The following is a 22,340-nucleotide window of genomic DNA, read 5'->3' on the forward strand; positions in this document are numbered from 1 at the left end:
ACTTAGTTGTTATATCTTGAATTTCTTTTTCCTATATATATCTGCTAGGTACAATGTGCCCACAAAAATAGCCGAATTTTCCGTAATATCAGTTAGCTCTGCCACTGGTTCCTCTCCTTTGTCCTGCGTTACCACGACCTACGACTAGGCTCTACCCCTAGTCTAGGGGGCTATTCTGCGGTGTCGTTCCTTAGCTTGCCTATGGTAGTTTCCCTTAGTACTTATACCGATAATATATATAGGGGAAAGATGCTCTTAGATATAGAGGGGGTGTGACAACGCAGAGCAATTAAAGTCGTCAGGTGAGGCTATTGGGAGGAGGGTGGAGGCTTATTCGCTGTATGTCAAGCCCCCAAGTATGCAGTGTGATGAGAATGGAATAAGAGTCAGAGGGCTGTCCATCTCTGGCTAAGCTATCCCTTGACTAGGGGGGAGTTAGTTCTCCCGAGGAGGCTATCCTACCTACCCCCCCTCCTGAATGAGCTTCCTGCCCTAGGGAGATCGGAGAGGTGTGCTGTCTGCTTATTGTCCTGATGCCTCTGTTTACCGAGCCTCTGTGCCTTTCTGTGATGCTGTTGTGACGGGCATTCCGAGGGCCCTCTAGCGAACACGTAATGATCGATGGAGCGCTCTCGGTATGTTCGCCTTCGTCACCTTACATAGGTGATGGGTGCGAACATACCGAGTCCTCTATCCCGCTCTCGATATGTCCGCTAGACCCTTCTCGATGTGTGCGATACAGAGCGAGTTAAGAGGGGAGATATTCGCCCTCCGTCTCCCCTCGGATCGGGGTGCTGTCGTAGGGTGGGGGTGAAGAGCCGTGATAGCCCTCTGTGAGGGGCTCTAGGGGCGGGGGAGAGGGGTTAAGTGTTATGGTCAAAAAACTTATCTTTGCACTATCATTCAGTAACTACGTACACGCTATGAGATTTATAGTAACAAGTAATGACCTCCTACAGCAGCTATTGACCGTAGCGAAGGCTATCTCCTCCAAGAGTGTAGCAGCTATCCCTGTCCTAGAGAATATACTCTTTGAGCTCAAGGGTAATGCCCTGACGCTCACGGCATCGGATCAGAGCAATCGCCTGACCTCTGTCCTTGAGGTACAGAATCAGGGCGGCGATGGCACCTTCGCCGTCCGTAGCAATATCATCATAGATGCCCTAAAGGAACTCCCTGACCAACCCATCGAGATGGAGGTCGAGGAGGAAGCACACAAGGCAACGGTGACCTATAGCAACGGGATCTACACCTTCCTGACTTCCCCAGCTGATGTCTACCCCGAGCCGATCAAGCTAGAGGGAGACGTACGTACGGTGGAGCTACCTGCACAGTCTCTGCTCCGTGGCCTAGAGCGTACGTCCTTCGCCGCCAGCGATGATGATCGCCGTCCGATCATGACGGGGGTCTACCTTGACTTCTTTGCAGATAAGCTAGTCTTCGTCGCCTCTGACGGTCGCATCCTCGTGCGCTATACCGATACGAATATCAAGAACGATGCACCTGCTGCGATCTGCCTCCCAGCACGTGTATGTGCCCTGCTTACCCGTGGCCTACTTGCCAAGGAGACAGCCCCCATACGTGTGAGCTTCGACGACCGCAATGTGGTCTTCCAGATGAAGTCGGGTACGCTGACAGCGAGACTGCTCGAGGGTAAGTATCCCAACTACAACTCCGTCATCCCCATCGAGTCCCTCCACAATATCACCGTGGATAAGGATCTCCTCTTCTTCGCTAGCAAGCGTGTGTCGCTCTTCTCCAATAAGGCTAGTAGCCTCGTGATCTTCGAGTTCTCGGAAGGGAATATCCATATCACAGGACAGGATCTAGAGCTCTCCATCGCCGCCGAGGAGACCATCCCCTGCTCAGGTCAGGCACCTGGGACCAAGGTGCGCATAGGCTTTGACTTCAATTACCTACAGCGTCTCCTGCAGGGTATCCCCTCGGAGCAGATCCTCATCAGTCTCACGGATCAGACTAGGGCAGGAGTCATTACCCCGATCCAGAGTGAGGAGGGTATAGAGATCTGCTCACTCATTATCCCCATGAAGCTCATCGGTGAATAGTCACCGGTGAGCTTAGCTCTTTACTCTAATACACATCCCAATGAAGCTCAAGCTAGAGCGCCCCATCGTCGTCTTTGACCTAGAGACGACGGGGGTACAGATCACGCGCGATCGTATCGTGGAGATCTCCATCCTGAAGGTACACCCCGATGGGGAGGAGGAGACCAAGACCCGACGTATCAATCCCGGTATGCCCATCCCCCCAGAGGCGACACAGGTGCATGGTATCTCTGATGCCGATGTCGCTGACTGCCCGACCTTCGCTCAGGTCGCCCGCAGTCTCTACGAATGGATAGGGGGCTGTGATATCGTGGGCTTTAACTCCAACCGCTTCGATGTCCCTATGCTCGTGGAGGAGTTCCTTCGTGCAGGTATTGCGGTGGACTTCGCTGATCGCTCCTTTGTGGACGTACAGACGATCTACCACAAGATGGAGCGTAGGACGCTTGAGGCTGCCTATCGCTTCTATTGTGACAAGGCTCTCGACAATGCCCACTCGGCAGAGGCCGACACCCGAGCTACCTATGAGGTGCTACAGGCACAGCTGGATCGCTACCCAGAGGATCTCACGAACGACATATCAGCACTAGCAGAGATGTCGAGCTATGGCCCTCGGGTGGACTTTGCAGGTCTGCTAGCCTACGACGATGCAGGGGAGATCGTGGTCAACTTTGGGAAGTATAAGGGGCAGCTCCTCACGGAGGTCTTCCGTCGGGATGCAAGCTACTATACCTGGGTGATGGGGGCGCAGTTCCCTCTCGAGACGAAGTCGTGGTTCACCCGTGTCTTTCAGTCTATGCGAGGGTAAGATGAGTGTACTCAGAGGTAAGCACGTTGTCCTCGGCATCACGGGGAGCATTGCAGCCTACAAGGCCGCTGTCCTGACTCGCCTCCTGGTGAAGGCAGGCGCCGAGGTGCAGATCGTCATCACACCAGCAGGCAAGGAGTTCATCACCCCGATCACACTCTCAGCCCTCAGCTCACGTCCTGTGATCAGCGAGTTCTTCAGTGGACGGGATGGTACGTGGAATAGTCACGTGGATCTAGGCCTTTGGGCCGATGTGATGCTGATCGCACCAGCGACAGCCGCCACGATAGGCAAGCTGGCTCATGGGGTAGCGGATAATATGCTCATCACGACCTATCTGTCGATGAAGGCTCCGGTCTTCATAGCCCCCGCTATGGACCTAGATATGTGTGCTCACCCCTCCACAACGGACAACCTAGACCTACTAGCCCTTAGAGGGAACTTCATCATCGAACCTAAGTCGGGGGAGCTCGCTAGCCACCTCGTCGGTAAGGGACGCATGGAGGAGCCCGAGGCGATCATCGCTGCTCTGGAGGACTATTTCTCCACGGGGCTAGACTATCAGGGGCGACGTGTGCTCCTGACAGCTGGCCCCACGCATGAACCTATTGATCCCGTGCGCTTCATAGGGAACCACTCCACAGGACGCATGGGTATCGCTCTAGCGAATGAGTTTGCCCGCCGAGGAGCAGAGGTGACCCTGATCTTAGGCCCTTCGTCCCTTCGTCCTAGAGAGGAGGTACGGGTAATCCCCGTAACGACAGCCGAGGAGATGCTTAGCCAGGCCGAGGAGGTCGTCGGTGAGGTAGACCTAGCTATCTTCGCTGCTGCTGTGGCTGACTACCGCCCTCGCTATACGCACTCAGAGAAGCTCAAGCGAGAGGGGCAGGAGGAGCTCGAGATCTCCCTCGTGCGTAATCCTGATATAGCCGCTACACTCGGAGCGTGGAAGCGTCCGGATCAGTACTTCGTGGGCTTTGCCCTAGAGAGCAGTGTGGGGGTAGAGGAAGCCAAGCGTAAGATGCGGCAGAAGAACTTCGATGCGATCGTCCTCAATAGCCTTCAGGATCCAGGTGCAGGCTTCGCTTGTGAGACCAACAAGGTCACACTATTCGACCGAGAGGGTGGGATAGAGGCCTATGAACTGAAGAGCAAGGAGGCCGTAGCACGTGATATCGTAGACTTCATTGCACGTCGTCTCGGGCTTTAGTGCTCCGTGACGCCTATTATATTGTATTCATCTGATCATGTATGCTGCAGCGACTAAGCATTAAGAACTTCGTCTTGATCGAAGAGCTGACTATTGAGTTTGGCTCAGGCTTCTCCGTCATCACGGGGGAGACGGGGGCTGGTAAGAGCATTATCCTAGGAGCGATAGGTCTGCTCATGGGACAGCGTGCCGATAGCAGCACCCTCCTCTCTGGTGCCGATCGTTGTGTCATTGAGGCTCAGTTTACAGACCTCGATGAGGCCGTGGGGCGTATGTTGGCAGAGGAGGATATCGACTACGACGAAGCGGAGTGCATCATTAGACGTGAGATCAACGCAAAGGGGAAGAGCAGAGCCTTCGTCAATGACACCCCAGCCTCCCTACAGCTGCTTAAGCGACTCAGCGAGTACCTGATTGATATCCATTCCCAGCATCAGAACCTACTACTGGGTGATGCACAGTTCCAGCTCTCCGTCCTTGACCTCTATGGGGGAGACGCAGAGCTCCTCACCACCTACCAGAGTGCCTACCGCACCTATCGGGCACAGTCTGAGCAGCTACAAGAGGCTCGACTAGCCCTAGATACCCTTCGTAAGGAGCAGGATTACCTCCAGTATCAGTATACTCAGCTAGAGGAAGCAGAGCTAGAGGAGGGTGAGCTCGAGGAGCTTGCCGAGGAGGAGCGACAGCTGGCTCATGCACAGGAGATCCGAGAGGAGCTCCAGCAGGCCACGAGTGCACTCTCTGATGACGAACGTGGCGCGATCCCTGCTGTGACCTATGCCCTACGCTCGGTAGAGGCGATACGTAGCTACCATGCAGGTGCCGAGGACTGGTCAGAGCGTCTACATAGTGTACGCATCGAGCTCCAAGATCTAGCTTCCACACTCGAGGATGAGGCAGAGGGAGTGACCTTCAGCCCGAAGCGTCTCGCCCGTATCGGAGAGCGTCTGGATCTCCTACGTGGTCTTCTACACCGCCATAGCCTTCGTGAGGTATCCGAGCTCATCACTCTACGTGACCGCCTCGCTCAGGAGCTAGAGCGTATCGATAGCTCCGATGAGGAACTTCGCCAGCTGGAGCAGCAGGTAGAGGCTAGCTATCGAACCCTACTCGAGCAGGGACAGAGACTGCGCCAAGCACGGCAGAGTGCAGCTCATGCTATAGAGAAGGCACTTGTTGCATCGCTCCATGAGCTCGGGATGCCTCATGTGCGATTCCTCATACGCATGGAGGAACACCCCACTCCTACTGCGATGGGCCTAGATCAAGTTACCTATCTCTTCTCCGCCAACAAGGATACCTTACCCGAGCCAGTCGCTAGTATCGCCTCTGGTGGGGAAATATCTCGTCTGATGCTTGCCCTGAAGGCTCTGATCGCTGACCGCCGTAGTCTCCCCACGATTATCTTCGATGAGATTGATACAGGGGTATCAGGAGAGACAGCAGAGCGCATAGCCGTGATCCTGCGTCGTATGGGGACGAATATGCAGGTCATGGCCGTCACCCATCTGCCCCAGATAGCCGCAGCAGGTATCGATCACTTCTATATCTATAAGGAGCATGGAGCAGATAGTACCCGTAGTCACCTACGTCACCTCAGTGAAGAGGAGCGGGTGGAGGAGGTCGCACGCATGCAGAGCGGATCTAAGCTGACTGAGGTCACCCGAGCCGCTGCACGAGCACTCCTGGATACGTTCCATTCGCCCCGCCCTTTCTCCAGCCGCACCTCTTCTAAGAAGGCTTAGTGTCGATTGTCCAGTAAGTCTTCACTAGAGCCTCTAGTGTGCAGGGGTTCGTTATCCGCCTCTTTGGAGCTCTTCTCTATGCCCTCTAGGCAGAGTCCCTGCCTAGGAGTATTCCACATCTACCAATCCGTATATGTACGCAATGCAACGACTCTCTCTCTCCCTCGCCCTTAGCCTTGCTCTGCCTATCCTAGGTGTAGCTCAGGATAGGAAGCGACTTATCGATGAGGTAAATCCCTTCATCGGCACGAGCAACTTCGGTACGACCAATCCTGGAGCCATCGTCCCCAACGGACTGATGAGTATTACCCCATTCAATGTCATGGGCTCCACGGAACTCAATAAGTACGATAAGGATGCTCGCTGGTGGAGTACCCCATACAGTGCCGACAATAAGTTCTTCACGGGCCTTAGCCATGTCAATCTTAGTGGTGTCGGTTGCCCAGAGCTAGGGAGCATACTCCTCTCTGCCTCTGCTGGCGATCTCGATGTAGACTATACCCACTATGGTACGACACTGAGCGAGGAGAAGGCACACCCAGGCTACTACTCAGCCCTCCTAGATAAGTATAAGGTGCGTGCAGAGGTTAGTGCTACCAAGCGTACCTCGATCACCGCTTTTACATTCGGTAAGGGAGGTAAGAGCAATATCCTCATCAACCTAGGTCAGGGATTGACCAACGAGAGCGGTGCCACCGTGCGCTTCCTCAACGACTCGACCCTCGTGGGCAGTAAGCTCATGGGTACCTTCTGCTATAATCCACAAGCTGTCTTCAACCAATACTTCGCTATCCGCATCAGCCGTCGTGCCCCCAAGAGTGGCTACTGGAAGAAGCAGCCCCCGATGCAGGGTGTAGAGGCAGAGTGGGATCACGACCACGGACGCTACAAGCTTTACCCCACCTACCGAAAGGAGATGAGCGGTAACGATGTTGGGGTATGGTTCACCTTCGATACTAAGCCTGGTGAGGTCATCTATGTGCAGACGGGGGTGTCCTTCGTCAGTGCAGAGAATGCTTTGCTGAACCTCGATACCGAGCAGCGTGGCTTTGACTTTGCCGCTGTAAGAGCTTCCGCAGAGGATGCTTGGGAGCAGGCACTACGAGTCGTAGAGGTCGAGGGTGGGACGCAGGAGCAGCGTACAGTCTTCTATACAGCCCTCTATCACCTACTGATCCATCCCAATATCTTGCAGGATGTCAATGGGGAATATCCCATGATGGCTAGCCTACGCACAGGTAAGACCAGCCACGACCGCTATACGGTCTACTCCCTATGGGATACTTACCGCAATGTCCATCCACTCCTTAGCCTACTCTACCCACGGAAGCAGCTCGCTATGGTGCAGTCCATGCTCGACATGTACCGAGAGGGTGGCTGGCTACCCAAGTGGGAGCTCTATGGGCAGGAGACCCTCACGATGGAGGGGGATCCCTCACTCATAGTCATCAACGATACGTGGCAGCGTGGCATACGGGACTTCGATGTCAATCTAGCCTATGAAGCTATGCTCAAGGGGGCAACGACTCCAGGTAAGGACAATCTTATGCGTCCCGATAACGACGACTACCTAAGCCGTGGCTACGTCCCCCTGCGTGAGAAGTTTGATAACTCCGTTTCCCATGCCCTAGAGTACTACCTAGCAGACTGGAACCTCAGCCAGTTCGCACGCAGTCTAGGCAAGAAGAAGGATGCTGAGCTCTTCCATAAGCGTTCGCTAGGCTACCGACACTACTATGATCGGGAGACGGGACTCCTGCGCCCGATCCTACCGGATGGCAAGTTCCTCACCCCCTTCAACCCTACTCTAGGTCGAGACTTCGAGCCTAACCCAGGCTTCCATGAGGGGAATTCTTGGAACTATAGCTTCTTTGTCCCCCATGACATACAGGGGCTATGTAAGCTGATGGGAGGGGAGCAACGCTTCGTGAAGAAGCTACAAGGTATCTTCGACGAAGGTAACTACGATCCCGCCAATGAGCCTGATATCGCCTATCCATATCTCTTCACTTATTTCCCTCGTGAGGCTTGGCGCACACAACGCTTGACGAAGGAGCTCCTAGCGAAGCACTTTCACAATAGCCCTTCGGGGATCCCTGGCAATGATGATACCGGTACGATGAGTGCATGGGCTATCTATACGATGCTGGGCTTCTATCCAGACTGCCCCGGGAGCATGACGTATTCGCTGACTACTCCCACATTCTCGAGGGTAACTATCCACCTCGATGAAAAATATTACAAGCAGTCTAAGCTTGTCATAGAGCGGAAGGCAGCACAAGGTGTAGACGGGGATTACTTCCAGAGTATACAGGTAGGTAACAAGCTGTATAAGAGTGTTTATCGGTTAGATAACTCCTCCCTCGTAAACGCTGGTACCCTGACCTTCTTTACCCAAGGGGAACACCCCAAGGGACGCTAGAGGGATAGGGGTAAACGTAAAAATAACAAATGTAAATGTCTGCAATGGTTGTATAATCAAAAAAAGCTGTACATTTGGTGCAGAATAAGGTGAGTAGTGATCCCCTCTACATCTAACACCAATGGTAGTAAGGGGTAGCGCATCTTAGATGTGAGACTATACAGTTCATTGTCCAACTCTAATAATAATCGTTATGAACAAGACTGAATTCATCGCACGTGTAGCCGAACAGGCTGGCCTTACCAAGGTTGATGCACGCAAGGCCGTAGAAGCCTTCGCCGAAGTAGTAGCTGCTGAGCTTAAGAAGGGTGAGAAGATCGCTCTGCTCGGCTTCGGAACGTTCTCTGTAGCTGACAAGCCAGCTCGTGAAGGTATCAACCCCGCCACTAAGCAGAAGATCCACATCCCTGCACGTAAGGCTGTGAAGTTCAAGGCTGGTGCAGCCCTAGATCTAAATGCCGCTCCTGCCAAGAAGGCTCCAGCTAAGAAGGCTAAGAAGTAAGTCTCTCTGGCCCTAAGGCAACAGACGCATCGATCATAAAGAGGCTACCCACATCCCCTCATTCGAGGTGAGTGAGTAGCCTCTCTCTCTTTAGTAGCACACCTCCCCATAGGCTTATACCACCACACATACATGATCCAGCTAAGAGAAGCCGAGGAGAGCGGTCGCATCAGCTATATCCTAGATGGCTCCCATCAGGAGGTAGGATATCTGACCTTCACGATTGCACCCGACCAGATAGCCATAGCCGAGCACACAGTCGTCGATCCTTCGTGTCAGGGGCTAGGCTTTGCTGGTGACCTCGCTGCAGCCTTCTTCGACTACTGCATAGAGTCTGGGCTACGTGTCCGTCCTATATGCCCCTATATAGTGACTTACCTCAGAAGACATCCTGAACTACAGGACATGGTGGTGGAGTGACCTCTCCCACCGATCTAACCACACAGAAGCTACGCCCCTCGCCCCATACTTTGGGAGTGAGGGGCGTAGCTTTTATATAACCTGCCTTTCCCATACTCTGATACCCTCCTAGAGTCGTCTATCCGTCCCCATTTACCTTACTCTATCTTACCCACCCCAAATCGCTAATAGCTCCCTATCTGTCTCCATCACACCTATCTTCTCTCCTCCTGTATCTCTTCTCTTCTCCTATATTATCTCTGTAGTCGCATCGTTATCGCTAGCCTTTCTCGTTCCTCACTATCCCTGCTGTCTTCTGCTCCTCCTTATCCGATTATTCTATATCATCTCTTCTGTCCCTGCTCTATCGACACTGAGGTGCTTCTAGGGCTACTAGCTCTACCTGTAGTATTGGCTATCCTATCTCACACTACCTGCGAGCCCTTAGTCTCACCTTTGCAGAGTACCTAGACCTATCGCATATATTGGCTCTATCGTTCCTATTCCATCCATTGTACGACCCCGCTCTATCGTGCATTACTAGAGCGTGGAATAGGACATACCGAGAGTGGGGTATAGAACACGGTATGTTCGTCCTCATCACCTTACATAGGTGACGAGGGCGAACATTATATGTTCCCTCCTAGGGTGCATTGCATCTCCTGGGAAGGGGGCTCGGAGCGTGCACTACACGCTTCCCTTGGTAGTCCTCTAGGGAAGACTACTATAGCTTCTACCTAGAGGAGGTAGCTGCCTGGAGGAGATAGAGATGGATAGAACTTGACCTGCAGGCATGCATCCTCCTTGGGTGACTTTGTCGTCGTATGTGATGGGAATAGGGCTGACGCATGAAATCACCATAGAGCGAGGGCAAGGTCGTGAAGGAGTATACGCCGAAGATAGAAGTATCTATGTCCTAGTCTAGATATGCCCAGCGAACACCTCCTACCTAGGAGGGATGAGTGTACACGTGTGTACACAACTGTATACCCACGTGTACACAAGTGCGCTCTAAGTATATCCTCTCCAGGGCTCACTTGTATGTCTATTCCTTGGGGATAATACGTAGGATCTCTAGTGATGGGCTAAGGCTCCCTGGGATATGAAATGATACCCCCGAAGATCCAAAGGCAGGAGTGTGCGAGCGAGATCATACGTCGGCTCTGGTGAGGAACAAGGTCTTAGGGTGATTTAGGTTATCTTTGCATTAAGGTAAATCTTCCCTATTGCAAGCCTAGGGGGATGAGCCAACGAACTCAAGACAACGCATTAGCACTATAAGCAATGAGACTAGACCTAAGACATAGCCTAGGTAGGATCCTCGTCCTCCTACTGATCCCTCTCCTAGGGGGAGAGCTCTCCGCTCAATGGCGAACAGATAGCCTAAAGGGATATGAGCAACGGACTCTGGAACTGAAGCCCGACTATTCAGGTCCCGTCGTAGTGACCCTCGTCCATCGTATCGCTAGCGGGAAGAGGCATCGTGCTGTGCTGTATGTGCACGGATACAACGACTACTTCTTCCAGAAGGCTCTTGGGGATAGTATCGTCAGTCACGGCTACTCCTTCTATGCCCTTGATCTAAGGAAGTATGGTCGCTCCCTCAGAGAAGGGCAGGATGCCTTTGAAGCAAAGGATATGACAGAGTACCAGGAGGAGCTCTCTGCGGCACTCCGCTTCCTCCGCTCTACTGAGGGGCACTCGGAGATTTACATCTTGGCTCACTCCACAGGTGGACTCATCACCTCACTCTACCTTCACGATACGGACAATAGGGATGGAGTACGTGGACTGATCTTGAATAGTCCCTTCTTTGACTTCAACTTCACTCCTGCTCAGGAGCGGTTTGTCCTACCCCTACTTAGTGGGGCAGCCTCACTGATGTCCAACAAGGTCGTATCAGATGTGTCCAAGGAACCTAATATGTATGCGCAGACGCTACTGAAGGCCTACCATGGGCGCTGGGACTACAATACGAATTGGAAGAAGACCTACGGGCATCCCATTCGCCTCTCGTGGCTCCGAGCAGTAAGAGATGGGCAGAAGCGTCTGCAGAAGGGTCTTAACCTTCGTCTCCCCATCCTGCTGATGACCTCAGATAGGAGCATCCGACCAGAGAAGACTTGGCGACCCGAGTACAACGAGGCTGACCTCGTGCTGGACGTCTCCGACATGTGGCGTTATGGGGTGCTATTAGGCCCGGATGTACATGGACAGAGTATACACAAGGGGCAGCACGACCTCTTCCTATCCAGCGACCCTCAGGCCTATGATATGGCCTATCGGGTACTCTTCGAGTTCCTCGATCAGTGCTCAACTGCTACCTCCACACACTAGACGAATACATGGCAGAGACCTTCGATATACGCAAACAAGCACGTTATGCCGAGGAGGAGCAGGAGGTAGACCGAGCTCTCCGCCCCATATCCTTCGACAGCTTCTCTGGACAAGATAAGGCTGTCGGTAACCTCAAGATCTTCGTCGAAGCGGCGAAGATGCGCTCTGATGCCCTAGACCACGTCCTCCTCTATGGTCCTCCGGGACTAGGGAAGACGACCCTCTCGCATATCGTAGCAGCAGAGCTGGGGGTGGGGATCAAGATCACCTCTGGCCCCGTGCTCGACAAGCCTGGAGATCTAGCGGGGCTACTTACCTCGCTAGAGCCTAATGATGTCCTTTTCATCGATGAAATTCATCGCCTTAGTCCTATCGTAGAGGAGTATCTCTACTCTGCGATGGAGGACTATCGGATCGACATCATGCTGGATAAAGGCCCTTCGGCTCGCTCGATACAGATAGACCTTAACCCCTTCACTCTCATCGGTGCTACGACCCGCAGTGGTCTCTTGACAGCACCATTGAGGGCTCGCTTCGGGATCAACCTCCACCTCGAGTACTATGATGTGGAGACCCTTGCGGGGATCGTACATCGCTCAGCGAGCATCCTCGAGGTGCCCTGCGATAGTTCAGCTGCCGCAGAGATTGCCTCTCGTAGCCGAGGGACACCCCGTATTGCCAATGCCCTGCTGAGACGTGTACGAGACTTTGCGCAGGTCAAGGGTAATGGACGTATCGACCGAGAGATCGCTTGCTTCGCACTAGAGGCTCTGAATATCGACCGATATGGTCTGGACTATATTGACAATAAGCTCCTCGGAGTAATCATCGATAAGTTCGCTGGTGGTCCTGTCGGACTCACGACCATAGCCACTGCGCTAGGTGAAGATGCCGGCACTGTAGAGGAGGTCTATGAGCCCTATCTGATCAAGGAGGGCTTCCTGAAGCGTACCCCCCGAGGCCGAGAGGCTACGGAGCTAGCCTATAGTCACCTAGGGCGTGTGCCACGTGTCCGTCCATCAGGTGGATTCTTCGATGATGATAGCTACTAGAGACGTCGAGATATGAGTAGTAGCACACTGCAATCCTTGATCAAGGATACGGCGATCTATGGCCTAAGTAGCATGTTTGGTCGCTTCCTCAACTGGTTGCTAACCTTCGTCTACGTGAAGGTGATGGTGCCCGAGGAGTTTGGGGTGATGACGAATCTCTATGCTTGGACTGCGATCCTAATGATCCTGCTGACCTATGGGATGGAGACGACCTTCTTCCGCTTTGCGAATAAGCACGAGCGACCCGAGGATGTCTACACGACGACGCTCTATGCGCTGGGGGGTAGCTCACTTCTCTTTGTGCTCATTGGTTTAGCCGTGCTTAGCCCACTGACTGAGGCACTACACGTAGCAGGCCAGAGTAGGCTCATCGTCTATCTGCTGATTATCGTCGCTAGTGATGCCTTCATGGCCATCCCACTAGGATATCTGAGGTATGAGCAGCGTCCGTGGAGGTTCTTCGCCGTACGTATGAGCTTCGTACTCGTGACCATTGCGCTGACGCTCTTTGCCTTCTATGTGTTGCCCTGGTTGGGGCAGGTCTTCCCCTCGCTCCTTGGGGATTTCCGTCCGAGGGAGCAGGCTCTTGACTATATCTTTGGAATAAACCTCATCGGGAACGTCATCCAGTTCGTACTCCTACTGCCTACGCTACACCATGCCACGGGAAGGCTGGATATGCGGCTACTGAAGGAGATGCTGAGCTATGCCTTCCCGATTCTGCTCCTAGGTCTAGCAGGTAACTTCAATAATCAAGCAGATAAGATTCTCTTTCCGATGCTCTTCGATGACGCACGCTATGCTCATACACAGCTCGGGATCTATGGAGCTTGCTACAAGCTCGCCGTGGTGATGGTGCTCTTTACGCAGGCTTTCCGATATGCCTATGATCCCTTTATCTTCGCGGAGAAGAAGAAGGATGATGCCTCAGCACGTAGGGCTTATTCGTCAGCGATGACATACTATGTGCTCTTCACGCTCTTCATATTCCTCGCTGTGGTGAGCTATATGGATGTGCTGAAGCTCCTCATTCGCCCAGCTTACTATCCGGGTCTAAGTGTCGTGCCGTGGATCATGGCAGGACAGCTGATGTTCGGTGTGTACTTTAACCTCTCCCTCTGGTACAAGGTCACAGATCGTACCTATTGGGGCGGGATACTCTCCGTGCTGGGCTGTGCACTGACAGTGCTGATCATCATAGTCCTAGCACCTAGATATGGCTTCATGGCTTGTGCTTGGGCCTCAGTGATCGCTAATGGCGGGGTGATGCTCGTCTCTTATTTCCTCGGACAGAGGTACTATCCGGTGGACTACGAGCTAAAGAAGCTAGGGGGCTATGTCCTGCTGACTACGCTCTGCTATGCCCTAGAGTGGGGAATAGGGCGTGCACTAGAGGGGGTACCCCTGCTTCAGATGGCATTGAATACGGTGGTCTTGGTGGCCTTTGCCCTCGTGATCCTTCGCAATGAAGTGCCTCGAGAAAGCCTATATCAGCTGAGGAATAAGCTTCGAGGAGTGCTTCGCCGATGAACTAGTGGCTACTCCCATCTTGCTTGCTACCCTCTAATGGGGGCTAGTTCGATGTGATTCTATGGGAATATACCCATAATTAGGTATAGGTCTGTACTTTTTCGTATCTTTGTAGCACGAAACAATACCTCCTATGTTGCCTGATAAGGGTGGCTTGGAGAGAATAACATTTCTTGTCCTTGTCTCTACTGCAGTGATGCTCGGGTCATCCTGAGATCTGGAGCAGTAAGAGATGCTTGACAAGCTCTTAAACGGGAGAAGCCTGACCTGTACACGAGATGTGTGCGTAGGTCGGGCTTCATTTATTTCAGCTGTTAGGTAGAGATTACTAGGGCATATAGCTGATGAGGAAAGATAAGCCTCCACAGAATAGATGGGGAATTTTCCTCCTGCGTAGAGACAAATGAAAGCCCCCTTCACTGATCCATGAGGATGAGGTGAAGGGGGGCTTGATGATTTGGGACTAGGCAGCGAGAGGAGGGTTACAGATCCTGCTTGATATCCTCGAGCTCTACGAGCTTGTTCATGATCGCATAGATCGTTAGTCCACTGGGGCTGTGTATCTGTAGCTTCTTGGAGATGTTGCGTCTGTGGGTGATGACGGTATGTGTGGAGAGGTAGAGCTGGCCTGCGATCTCCTTATTGGTCATTCCCTTGACGACACAGATGATGATCTCACGTTCGCGTGGGGTGAGGCTCTGTGAGTCCGAGCTCGTGCTGGAGGCTGAACTCTCGTTGTGTAGAAGCTGGTCAATGGTCTCAGAGATCTGTAGGGCAGTATCAGAGAGACTGATTACCCCGTCAAACTCCTTGAGGAATATGGGGTCATAGGGACTATGGCACAGTGCTAGGAGCTTGGTCTCGTAGGGGAGGTTGGGTAGGTAAAGGCGTGGGTTGGAGCCCGTGAGTAGGGGGTTGATGATGAAGATGTCAGCAGAGATTACACTGGCGACATCCTGCCACTCCTTCCTGTTCTCATCAAGTAGATTGATGATCTGAGCCTTGTAGTGGAGGAGCTTGCGGAGCTGTGTCTCTAGTCCTGAGCGTACGATAGAGGTGGGCTCGGCGACTGCGATCTTTATCGGGGTGACCATATTAATAAGCGATGGGATATGGCGAGCTAGAGGTTATTTGGTCTTGCTCTCTAGGTACTGTATGTAGGGGATGAAGATCGAGTCTTCGATGTAGTTATGAGCTGCTAGGTCTATCTCTACACTGAAGATGTCGTGTAGGACTGCCGTGAGCTCATAGCCACTAGGCGCAGTGTAGTACTTGATCAGGAGGTTCTTCAGCTCCGTGATCTTCAGCTCGATCTGATCATGACGCTTACTGAAGATGCCTATGTTGTAGTGCTCATCTCGCTCCCCCGAGGCTAGGCGACGAGCATAGGGGAAGACGGTACGATCCTCATAGTTCATGTGCTTATGCACCTCCTCCACGTACTCGTCGAAGAAGCGACGGATTACATAGGCGAGTTCCTGTGGACAGTTCGATATAGCTGATAGTAGTCTCTGACGGATCAGCGGTAGGCGGAAGTCGAGGAAGTATGCATGTGAGTTCAGTAGGTAGGTGATCAGGCTATCTAGGTGTATCGAGGCTATCTGCTCCGAGGTGGGGTCATAGCCCTCCAATATGGAGCAATTGACAAGGAGCAGTAGCGTACGTGTATCTACCCCGTGTTCCGTACAGAGCTGACCGATACTCTTGTCTCCGAACCCTAGGGGAATGCCGAAGCGGGTGATGATGAGCAGAGCAGGAGCACTGCCTGTGATGAGGTCACTCATTTTGGAGTGGGCAGTAACTGGAGCTGCGAAGACTTGTCCTTGGAGGTGTCTATATGAATTCATTTGCTGAAATACAATGATTGAATGAGGGTGCTTGAGGTCTTTATCAGGCCTTCGGTGCAAAGGTAGAACTTAATCTCCCCTTGCACAATCCACTATATTAGGTAGGTAAATGCTAAACAATCATAATTAATAGGTATTGTTGTACCCCCACCATTCGTCTACCTTTGCAATGTGAGAGTGATACAGCTTTTGTTAGCACAGCTCTTGTAAATAGTAAACCGTTTAAGTGATAAATCGAAAGACATGGCTACCTCGGGAGAGGTGGCCATGCTTATTTTGTACTATCTGGTGGTGGGCCGTGCGAAGAGGTCTATATGGCCTCTCTACGCCTCCTAACCACACAGCCATTTCCTGTACTCCTCGGGTAGAGCTGGCATGGCTCCACGCTGGGTGCAGACGAAGGAAGCGACATCGGTAGCGAAGCGGATAGCATCGGGACGCTGCCTACCTGCTAGTAGTGCTGAGACGTAGGCCGCGGTGAAGGAGTCACCGGCACCTACGGTGTCGATGACTGTTACCTCCCTAGATGGGTGGTAGTCACTTCCCTTAGCAGTATAGATATTACATCCGTAGGCACCACGAGTCAAGATGACGGAGTCTAGCGCAAAGAGCTCAAGGATCTGACGACAGATTGCTCCCGCTGATCCCTCTAGGTGGAATAGCTGTGCTAGGGTAGATACCTCCTCATCATTGAGCTTGAGCATAGTGGCATGCTCTAGGGAGTCACGTATGAGAGCCTCAGTATAGTAGTTGAGTCTGAGGTTGATGTCAAAGACCTTGATGCTCTCGGCTGGCATCGCTGCTAGGAAGCTGTGTATGGTGCTGGCGGTCTCCTCGGATCTCTGGGCTAGTGATCCAAAGCAGACGGCATCCGTGCGGTGAGCCAGCTGCTCTAGCTCCTGAGTGAACGAAATGTGATCCCAGGCGACATCCTCCTGTATATCGTAGCTCCCACTGCCAGTCTCTGCTAGGGTGACGAGTACCTTGCCCGTTGGGTAGCTCACCTCCTGGAGGATATGCTGTAGTCCTTTGTTGGCGAGTTCTCTCTTGACCTCCTCTCCTAGTGAATCTTTGCCAATAGCACTGATGGCATAGGCTTCATGCCCTAGTTGCATGCAGTGGTAGGCGAAGTTGGCAGGTGCTCCTCCGAGTGCCTTACGATCAGGGAAGATATCCCAAAGGATCTCACCGATCCCGACGATTGTCTTCTTCATGTCTCTATTATAGTTCGTAGTCTGATGTCGTTATCTCCTTCTCTTGGGGTTCTTCTTGAGGAAGAGACCGAGTAAGCCACTCTGTAGCTTCCCGAGGACAATTGCCGTCAGGGTAGGGCGGATGAAGTCCCATGCCATACGTAGATAGGGGAGGTATTTCTGATAGCCCTCAGTAGGGGAGGGTGTGGATGAGGTGTACTTGCTCTGATAGCGATGACGTCTAGTACGCAGGGACTGATGCTTAGGGCTAATGTACTGGAGGGCTCTTCCTAGGATGGGGATGTCAGATATGTAGCCAAGAGTCTCCTGTCTTAGTCGCTGGGAGAGCATCTCGGGATAGTGGTTCTTGATATAGATGGTATCACGTAGGACCATACCTGCTGCTCGGTCTATGTCAAGCATGGTCTCGTTGTGTGCATACTGGAGAGTAGTATAGGGTCGCTCTCTGTCGGGTTCTTTGGCGAAGGTCTGGTAGGGCACACGATTGACGTATGGGATACCAGATATCTTGTGATTCAGCTGGAGGGTAGCTCTCAGTGTCCGTCGTGCGACATAGGCACGTATGGAGCGTGCTACTAAGGCACGTATACACAGGAAGAGTAGGGTCAGTACGGCATACCCGCATGCAAGGTATAGGAACCCAATAGCTGGCGAACTCTCGCTCCAGTTAGCTAGGGCAAAGCCTAGTGCGATGTTGAGGAAGAGTAGGAGGTTGAATAGCAGGAAGCCTAGGATGCACCAAGTGACGACAGCAGAGAGCCCTCGTCCTACTATCGTGCCGAGCGAGAGGACGGTATAGTCAATGCTTCGGCGAGAGATGATCGTTAGGTGCTTCAGCAGGTCCTGAGGGGTGTGGTTGTCGGTAGATTGCTGTCTCATTATTCTAATATATTCGTCCGTGTCATCCATCAAAGCAAGAGAAGGAACACACGCACCCACTCCTTGTCTAAGAGCTGATGCCTACGTGTGTTCCTCTCCTTGCATATCCCTTGGGGTAGGGATATTACTCTAGTCGTTAGCGCTTTCTATCTCCTCGAGTAGGTCGTTCGCCTCGTCTGTGAGTCTATTGCGGTAGCGATTATAGCGTTCCTTAGCCTCATAGTAGCCTTCGACGATGCTATCACGAGCACGCTCTACGGTACTTGATACATTGTCAGCGAAGACTTCGCGATGACGGCGGTCTGAGAAGTAAGCAGCGGCAGCTCCTGCGGCAGCACCGAGGAGTAGGCCAAGTAGGAAGTTCCCCTTTGAACAGTTAGCCATGATTGTTAATGCTATTTAGATGAGTAATGCGAAATAACAGCATAAAGGTAACGATATTTTCTCTCTTAGGCTATCCTCTATCGAGAAAGCCTATGATGGGATGATCCTACAGCCTGCCCTACGTCTGCAGAGAGTATTGCTCTAGGTGTCCCCTAGATGTCTGTGATGGGCGCAGACTCCTCCCTCTCGGCTACTGCGTCCAGACGACGGGGAAGTAACGCTCTAGTATGGCTTGGGCTGAGGCGATCTCCTCGTGGGTGGGCTCGTGTACATCCTCTAGGAGGTAGGGCTTGCCCAGGGTCTCATACTTGTGCTTGCCATAGGTGTGATAGGGGAGGAGCTCTAGACGCTCTATATTCTCGAAGCCCCCGAAGTGCTGTCCTAGTGCATGTAGTGCCTCGGGCTGGTCACTGTAGCCAGGGACGAAGACGTAGCGTAGGCGTACGGGCTTGCCCATGGCTCTTAGCTGCTCGGCTGTGAGTAGGGTGTTGGTATTGCTCTGCGTGGTGAGGCGCTGGTGCTCCTTGGGGAGCATGTGCTTGCAGTCGAGTAGCACCATATCTACGATGGATAGGAGCTCATCTACATACCTATTGCGGATACTCCCCTGAGAGTCCAAGCAGATGTGTATGCCCTCCTCCTTGAGCGCACGGCAGAGGGGGATAAGAGCCTCGGCCTGTACCGTGGGCTCGCCACCGCTGAAGGTAACCCCACCTCGCTTACCGAAGAAGGGACGTTCGCTGATGGCTCTGCGGAGTACCTCACTCTCCTCGATGAGCTTCCCTCCCTTCCCTATGGGGATGGTGTCGGGGTTGGCACAGTAGAGGCACTGGAAGTTGCAGCCCTGAAGGAAGACCACGAGACGAAGGCCTGGGCCGTCGAAGGTACCCATGGACTCAAAGGAATGAACACGAAGCATAGCTGGGTAATGAGTAGAGCGGGCGAAGGGTCGGTAGATCCTTCGCCCGCTACTTGTCAGATAGATATAGTGAGGGATGAGCCCTTAGCGCATGCGCTGGTGGAAGGAGCGAGAGATGACCTCGAGCTGATGCTCACGGCTGAGCTTGACGAAGTTCACCGCATAGCCCGAGACTCGGATGGTGAGCTGAGGGTAGTTCTCGGGGTGCTCCATAGCGTCCTCGAGCATCTCTCTATTGAGCACATTCACGTTGAGGTGGTGTGCCCCCTTGGAGAAGTACCCATCCATCATCGAGATGAGGTTCTCGACCTGCTCCTGCTTGTTTGACCCAAGGGAGTGTGGGATGATGCTGAAGGTATTGCTGATCCCGTCTGCAGCGTCCGTGTAGTCGAGCTTGGCCACAGAGCTAAGCGAGGCAATCGCACCATGATTATCACGTCCGTGCATGGGGTTAGCTCCAGGAGCGAAGGCTACACCAGCGTGGCGTCCATCGGGCGTAGCACCGGTCTTCTTGCCGTACATCACGTTGGAGGTGATTGTCAGGACGGACAGCGTAGGAGCGGCATCCTTGTAGATGGGGAGCTCCTTGAGCATATCAGAGAAGAGGTGGGTGATGTCGTAGGCGATGTTATCGGCACGGTCATCATCGTTGCCATAGCAGGGGAATTCTCCCTCTACTACGAAGTCCTCAGTCAGCCCAGCCTCGTTACGCTTGGGCATCACCTTAGCGTACTTGATTGCTGAGAGGGAGTCTGCAGCGATGGATAGACCAGCCACCCCGTAGGCGAGGTTGATCTTGGGGTTCGTATCGATGAACGCCATTTGAGCTGCTTCGTAGTAGTACTTGTCGTGCATGTAGTGGATGATGTTCATCGACTCATTGTATACACGAGCGATCACACGGAGCACCTTGAGGTAGTTAGCCCATACCTCGTCGAAGTTTAGGACATCGCCCTTGAGCTCGGGAATACCCTCTACCATTAGAGTGCCGGAGATCTCACAGCGACCGCCATTGATAGCGAGTAGGAGAGCCTTGGCGAGGTTGGTACGTGCACCGAAGAACTGGATCTGCTTCCCGATCTCCTGGAAGGATACACAGCAGGCGATCCCGTAGTCATCCGAGTGACGTGTACCACGCATCAGGTCGTCATTCTCATACTGGATCGAGGAGGTGTCGATCGATACCTGAGCCGCGAACTCCTTGAAGCCCTCGGGGAGTGATGGACTCCATAGCACCGTGAGGTTAGGCTCTGGGCTAGGGCCAAGGTTGTAGAGTGTCTGTAGGAAGCGGAAGCTGGTCTTGGTGACCTTGTGACGGCCGTCGAAGAGACGTCCCCCGATGGACTCCGTAACCCAGGTTGGGTCACCAGCGAAGATCTCGTTGTAGGAGGCCATACGTAGGTGGCGTACCATACGTAGCTTGATGACGAATTGGTCAATGAGTTCCTGTGCGAGCTCCTCTGTGATCGTACCGTGGTCGAGGTCGTACTGGACGTATATATCTAGGAAGCTAGAGACATTACCAAGCGACATAGCTGCACCATCCTGATCCTTGATCGCTGCTAGGTAGGCGAAGTACACCCACTGTACGGCTTCCTGTGCATTGTAGGCTGGGCGACGGACATCGAAGCCATAGCCAGCAGCCATCTCTACGATCTTCTTCAGTGCCTTGATCTGCTCTGCTACCTCCTCACGTAGGCGGATGGTAGCCTCAGTCATGGGACCATGTATCGCGTGTAGGTCTTCGTTCTTCCATGCTATGAGACGGTCTGCACCATAGAGGGCTAGACGGCGGTAGTCACCGATGATACGGCCACGTGCATAGTTGTCGGGAAGACCCGTGAGGAAGCTATTGGAGCGGAAGGAGCGAATCTCCTCGGTGTAGACATCGAAGACACCATCATTGTGCGTCTTGCGGTAGTGGGTGAAGATGTCGGTAACACGTGGATCGACCTCTAGGCCGTTCTCATGTACAGCCTTCTCGACGACCTTGTAGCCACCGAAGGGCTTCATAGCACGGCGAAGTACCTGATCGGTCTGTAGGCCGAAGACGACTTCGTTCTCCTTGTCTATATAGCCAGGGGCAAAGGCGGTGATGCCAGATACCGTGCTGGTGTCTATGGAGCGGACTCCGTTGTTATCACGCTCTTCCTTGAGAGCCTGAAGGCAATGCTCCCACACGCGGCGGGTCTTCTCTGTGGGACCACATAGGAAGGAAGAATCCCCGTCGTAAGGAGTGACGTTTTGGGCTACGAAGTCACGTACGTTCAGTTCGTCTACCCACACTCCAGTCTTAAACTTTGGTTGCTCTTGCATGACTGAATGCTTTTGGATTGGTTAGTGCAGTTTGTTCGCTGCTATTCTTGAATGATTGATGTAGTTTGTTGTGTACGTGCCCTCCCGCTTGGAGAAACGTTCACATCGCAAAGGTACAATAAATATTCATATTGCAAACTCCGCTTGTCATTTGTGCCTTAGATACTCCCTGCTCTTCTCATTATCTTCTCTACCTCCAGTCTCATCATAGCCTACCTGACGCACATTCTGTGATGACTGCTGAGGGATATGGATGATACTCGTAGTGCGCATTCCTAGCCCTCTACTAGGGGATATGTAATGAGCTTGGAATCAGACTCGGTATGTCCGTACCAATCACCTTACATAGGTGACGATGACGAGCATACCGAGAGCGCTTTCCCCTTCTCGGTATGTTCGCACCTGTCACCTTACATAGGTGATGAGGACCAGCATGCCGAGACCTATCTTCCCTTCTCGGTATCTCCTCTTTCACCCCCCCCTCGAAATGCCCTATATAGGGGCTATTGGGAGAGGGGGCTCTCCTAGTGGAGTGCGTAGGGCTACGCTCACTCTTGAGGGCAAGTGCAGGGCCACCGCATGATCTCGCTCGCAACTCCTGCCTTTGGTTCTTCGGGGTATCATTTCATATCCCAGGGAGCCTTAGCCCATTACTAAAGATCCTAGGCATTATCCCCAAGGAATAGACATACAAGCGAGCCCTACAG

The 22,340-nt window shown here is 52.9% G+C and carries 18 protein-coding genes; 10 read left to right on the plus strand and 8 right to left on the minus strand.

The window, feature by feature from the left end; genetic code table 11:
• Positions 1 to 748: 748 nt before the first annotated feature.
• Positions 749 to 880, minus strand: coding sequence for a hypothetical protein (locus QZ554_RS04870; RefSeq protein ID WP_297194747.1), 132 nt, complete (start codon positions 878 to 880; stop codon positions 749 to 751).
• Between the two features lie 43 nt (positions 881 to 923).
• Here QZ554_RS04870 and dnaN point away from each other — a divergent pair, with 43 nt between their 5' ends.
• The 10 genes from dnaN to QZ554_RS04920 all read left to right on the plus strand — a co-directional run bounded on the left by dnaN (position 924) and on the right by QZ554_RS04920 (position 14,074).
• Positions 924 to 2,066 (plus strand): DNA polymerase III subunit beta, encoded by a 1,143-nt coding sequence (gene dnaN, locus QZ554_RS04875; RefSeq protein ID WP_297194748.1) that lies wholly within the window; start codon positions 924 to 926, stop codon positions 2,064 to 2,066.
• Between the two features lie 40 nt (positions 2,067 to 2,106).
• The gene (locus tag QZ554_RS04880; protein WP_297194749.1) at positions 2,107 to 2,874 is read left to right on the plus strand and encodes a 3'-5' exonuclease; all 768 of its coding nucleotides are present in this window, start codon (positions 2,107 to 2,109) and stop codon (positions 2,872 to 2,874) included.
• A gap of 1 nt (position 2,875) precedes the next feature.
• Positions 2,876 to 4,084: a bifunctional phosphopantothenoylcysteine decarboxylase/phosphopantothenate--cysteine ligase CoaBC gene (gene coaBC / locus QZ554_RS04885; protein WP_297194750.1), complete on the plus strand. Its 1,209-nt coding sequence runs from the start codon at positions 2,876 to 2,878 to the stop codon at positions 4,082 to 4,084.
• A 41-nt stretch (positions 4,085 to 4,125) separates the two neighbouring features.
• Entirely contained in the window at positions 4,126 to 5,832 is a 1,707-nt protein-coding gene (recN, locus tag QZ554_RS04890; RefSeq protein ID WP_297194751.1) for a DNA repair protein RecN, read from the plus strand.
• A gap of 142 nt (positions 5,833 to 5,974) precedes the next feature.
• Complete coding sequence (locus QZ554_RS04895) at positions 5,975 to 8,254, plus strand: GH92 family glycosyl hydrolase (RefSeq protein ID WP_297194752.1); 2,280 nt, start codon at positions 5,975 to 5,977, stop codon at positions 8,252 to 8,254.
• 193 nt (positions 8,255 to 8,447) lie between these two features.
• Complete coding sequence (locus QZ554_RS04900) at positions 8,448 to 8,756, plus strand: HU family DNA-binding protein (protein ID WP_297194753.1); 309 nt, start codon at positions 8,448 to 8,450, stop codon at positions 8,754 to 8,756.
• 132 nt (positions 8,757 to 8,888) lie between these two features.
• Complete coding sequence (locus QZ554_RS04905) at positions 8,889 to 9,176, plus strand: GNAT family N-acetyltransferase (RefSeq protein ID WP_297194754.1); 288 nt, start codon at positions 8,889 to 8,891, stop codon at positions 9,174 to 9,176.
• 1,263 nt (positions 9,177 to 10,439) lie between these two features.
• A complete protein-coding gene (locus QZ554_RS04910) occupies positions 10,440 to 11,492 on the plus strand; it encodes an alpha/beta hydrolase (RefSeq protein WP_297194755.1) in 1,053 nt (350 codons plus the stop codon).
• Between the two features lie 8 nt (positions 11,493 to 11,500).
• On the plus strand, positions 11,501 to 12,544 hold the full coding sequence (ruvB, locus tag QZ554_RS04915; protein ID WP_297194756.1) for a Holliday junction branch migration DNA helicase RuvB: 1,044 nt from the start codon (positions 11,501 to 11,503) through the stop codon (positions 12,542 to 12,544).
• A gap of 12 nt (positions 12,545 to 12,556) precedes the next feature.
• Positions 12,557 to 14,074, plus strand: coding sequence for an oligosaccharide flippase family protein (locus QZ554_RS04920; RefSeq protein WP_297194757.1), 1,518 nt, complete (start codon positions 12,557 to 12,559; stop codon positions 14,072 to 14,074).
• Between the two features lie 482 nt (positions 14,075 to 14,556).
• On the opposite strand, the gene QZ554_RS04925 is transcribed toward QZ554_RS04920, so the two are convergent.
• From QZ554_RS04925 to pflB, 7 genes are all read right to left on the minus strand, one after another.
• Positions 14,557 to 15,168: a LuxR C-terminal-related transcriptional regulator gene (locus QZ554_RS04925; RefSeq protein WP_297194758.1), complete on the minus strand. Its 612-nt coding sequence runs from the start codon at positions 15,166 to 15,168 to the stop codon at positions 14,557 to 14,559.
• 33 nt (positions 15,169 to 15,201) lie between these two features.
• Positions 15,202 to 15,921 carry a hemerythrin domain-containing protein gene (locus tag QZ554_RS04930; RefSeq protein ID WP_297194759.1) on the minus strand — a complete coding sequence of 240 codons (720 nt, stop codon included), beginning with the start codon at positions 15,919 to 15,921 and terminating at the stop codon, positions 15,202 to 15,204.
• Between the two features lie 332 nt (positions 15,922 to 16,253).
• Positions 16,254 to 17,135, minus strand: coding sequence for a carbohydrate kinase (locus QZ554_RS04935; RefSeq protein WP_297194760.1), 882 nt, complete (start codon positions 17,133 to 17,135; stop codon positions 16,254 to 16,256).
• A 30-nt stretch (positions 17,136 to 17,165) separates the two neighbouring features.
• On the minus strand, positions 17,166 to 18,014 hold the full coding sequence (locus tag QZ554_RS04940) for a hypothetical protein (protein WP_297194761.1): 849 nt from the start codon (positions 18,012 to 18,014) through the stop codon (positions 17,166 to 17,168).
• Positions 18,015 to 18,143: 129 nt separating this feature from the next.
• Positions 18,144 to 18,398: a YtxH domain-containing protein gene (locus tag QZ554_RS04945; protein ID WP_297177686.1), complete on the minus strand. Its 255-nt coding sequence runs from the start codon at positions 18,396 to 18,398 to the stop codon at positions 18,144 to 18,146.
• A gap of 190 nt (positions 18,399 to 18,588) precedes the next feature.
• Complete coding sequence (gene pflA / locus QZ554_RS04950; RefSeq protein ID WP_297194762.1) at positions 18,589 to 19,317, minus strand: pyruvate formate-lyase-activating protein; 729 nt, start codon at positions 19,315 to 19,317, stop codon at positions 18,589 to 18,591.
• A gap of 84 nt (positions 19,318 to 19,401) precedes the next feature.
• Complete coding sequence (gene pflB / locus QZ554_RS04955) at positions 19,402 to 21,633, minus strand: formate C-acetyltransferase (protein ID WP_297194763.1); 2,232 nt, start codon at positions 21,631 to 21,633, stop codon at positions 19,402 to 19,404.
• Between the last annotated feature and the right edge of the window lie 707 nt (positions 21,634 to 22,340).

The organism is uncultured Porphyromonas sp., assembly GCF_915070105.1.
Lineage (GTDB): Bacteria > Bacteroidota > Bacteroidia > Bacteroidales > Porphyromonadaceae > Porphyromonas.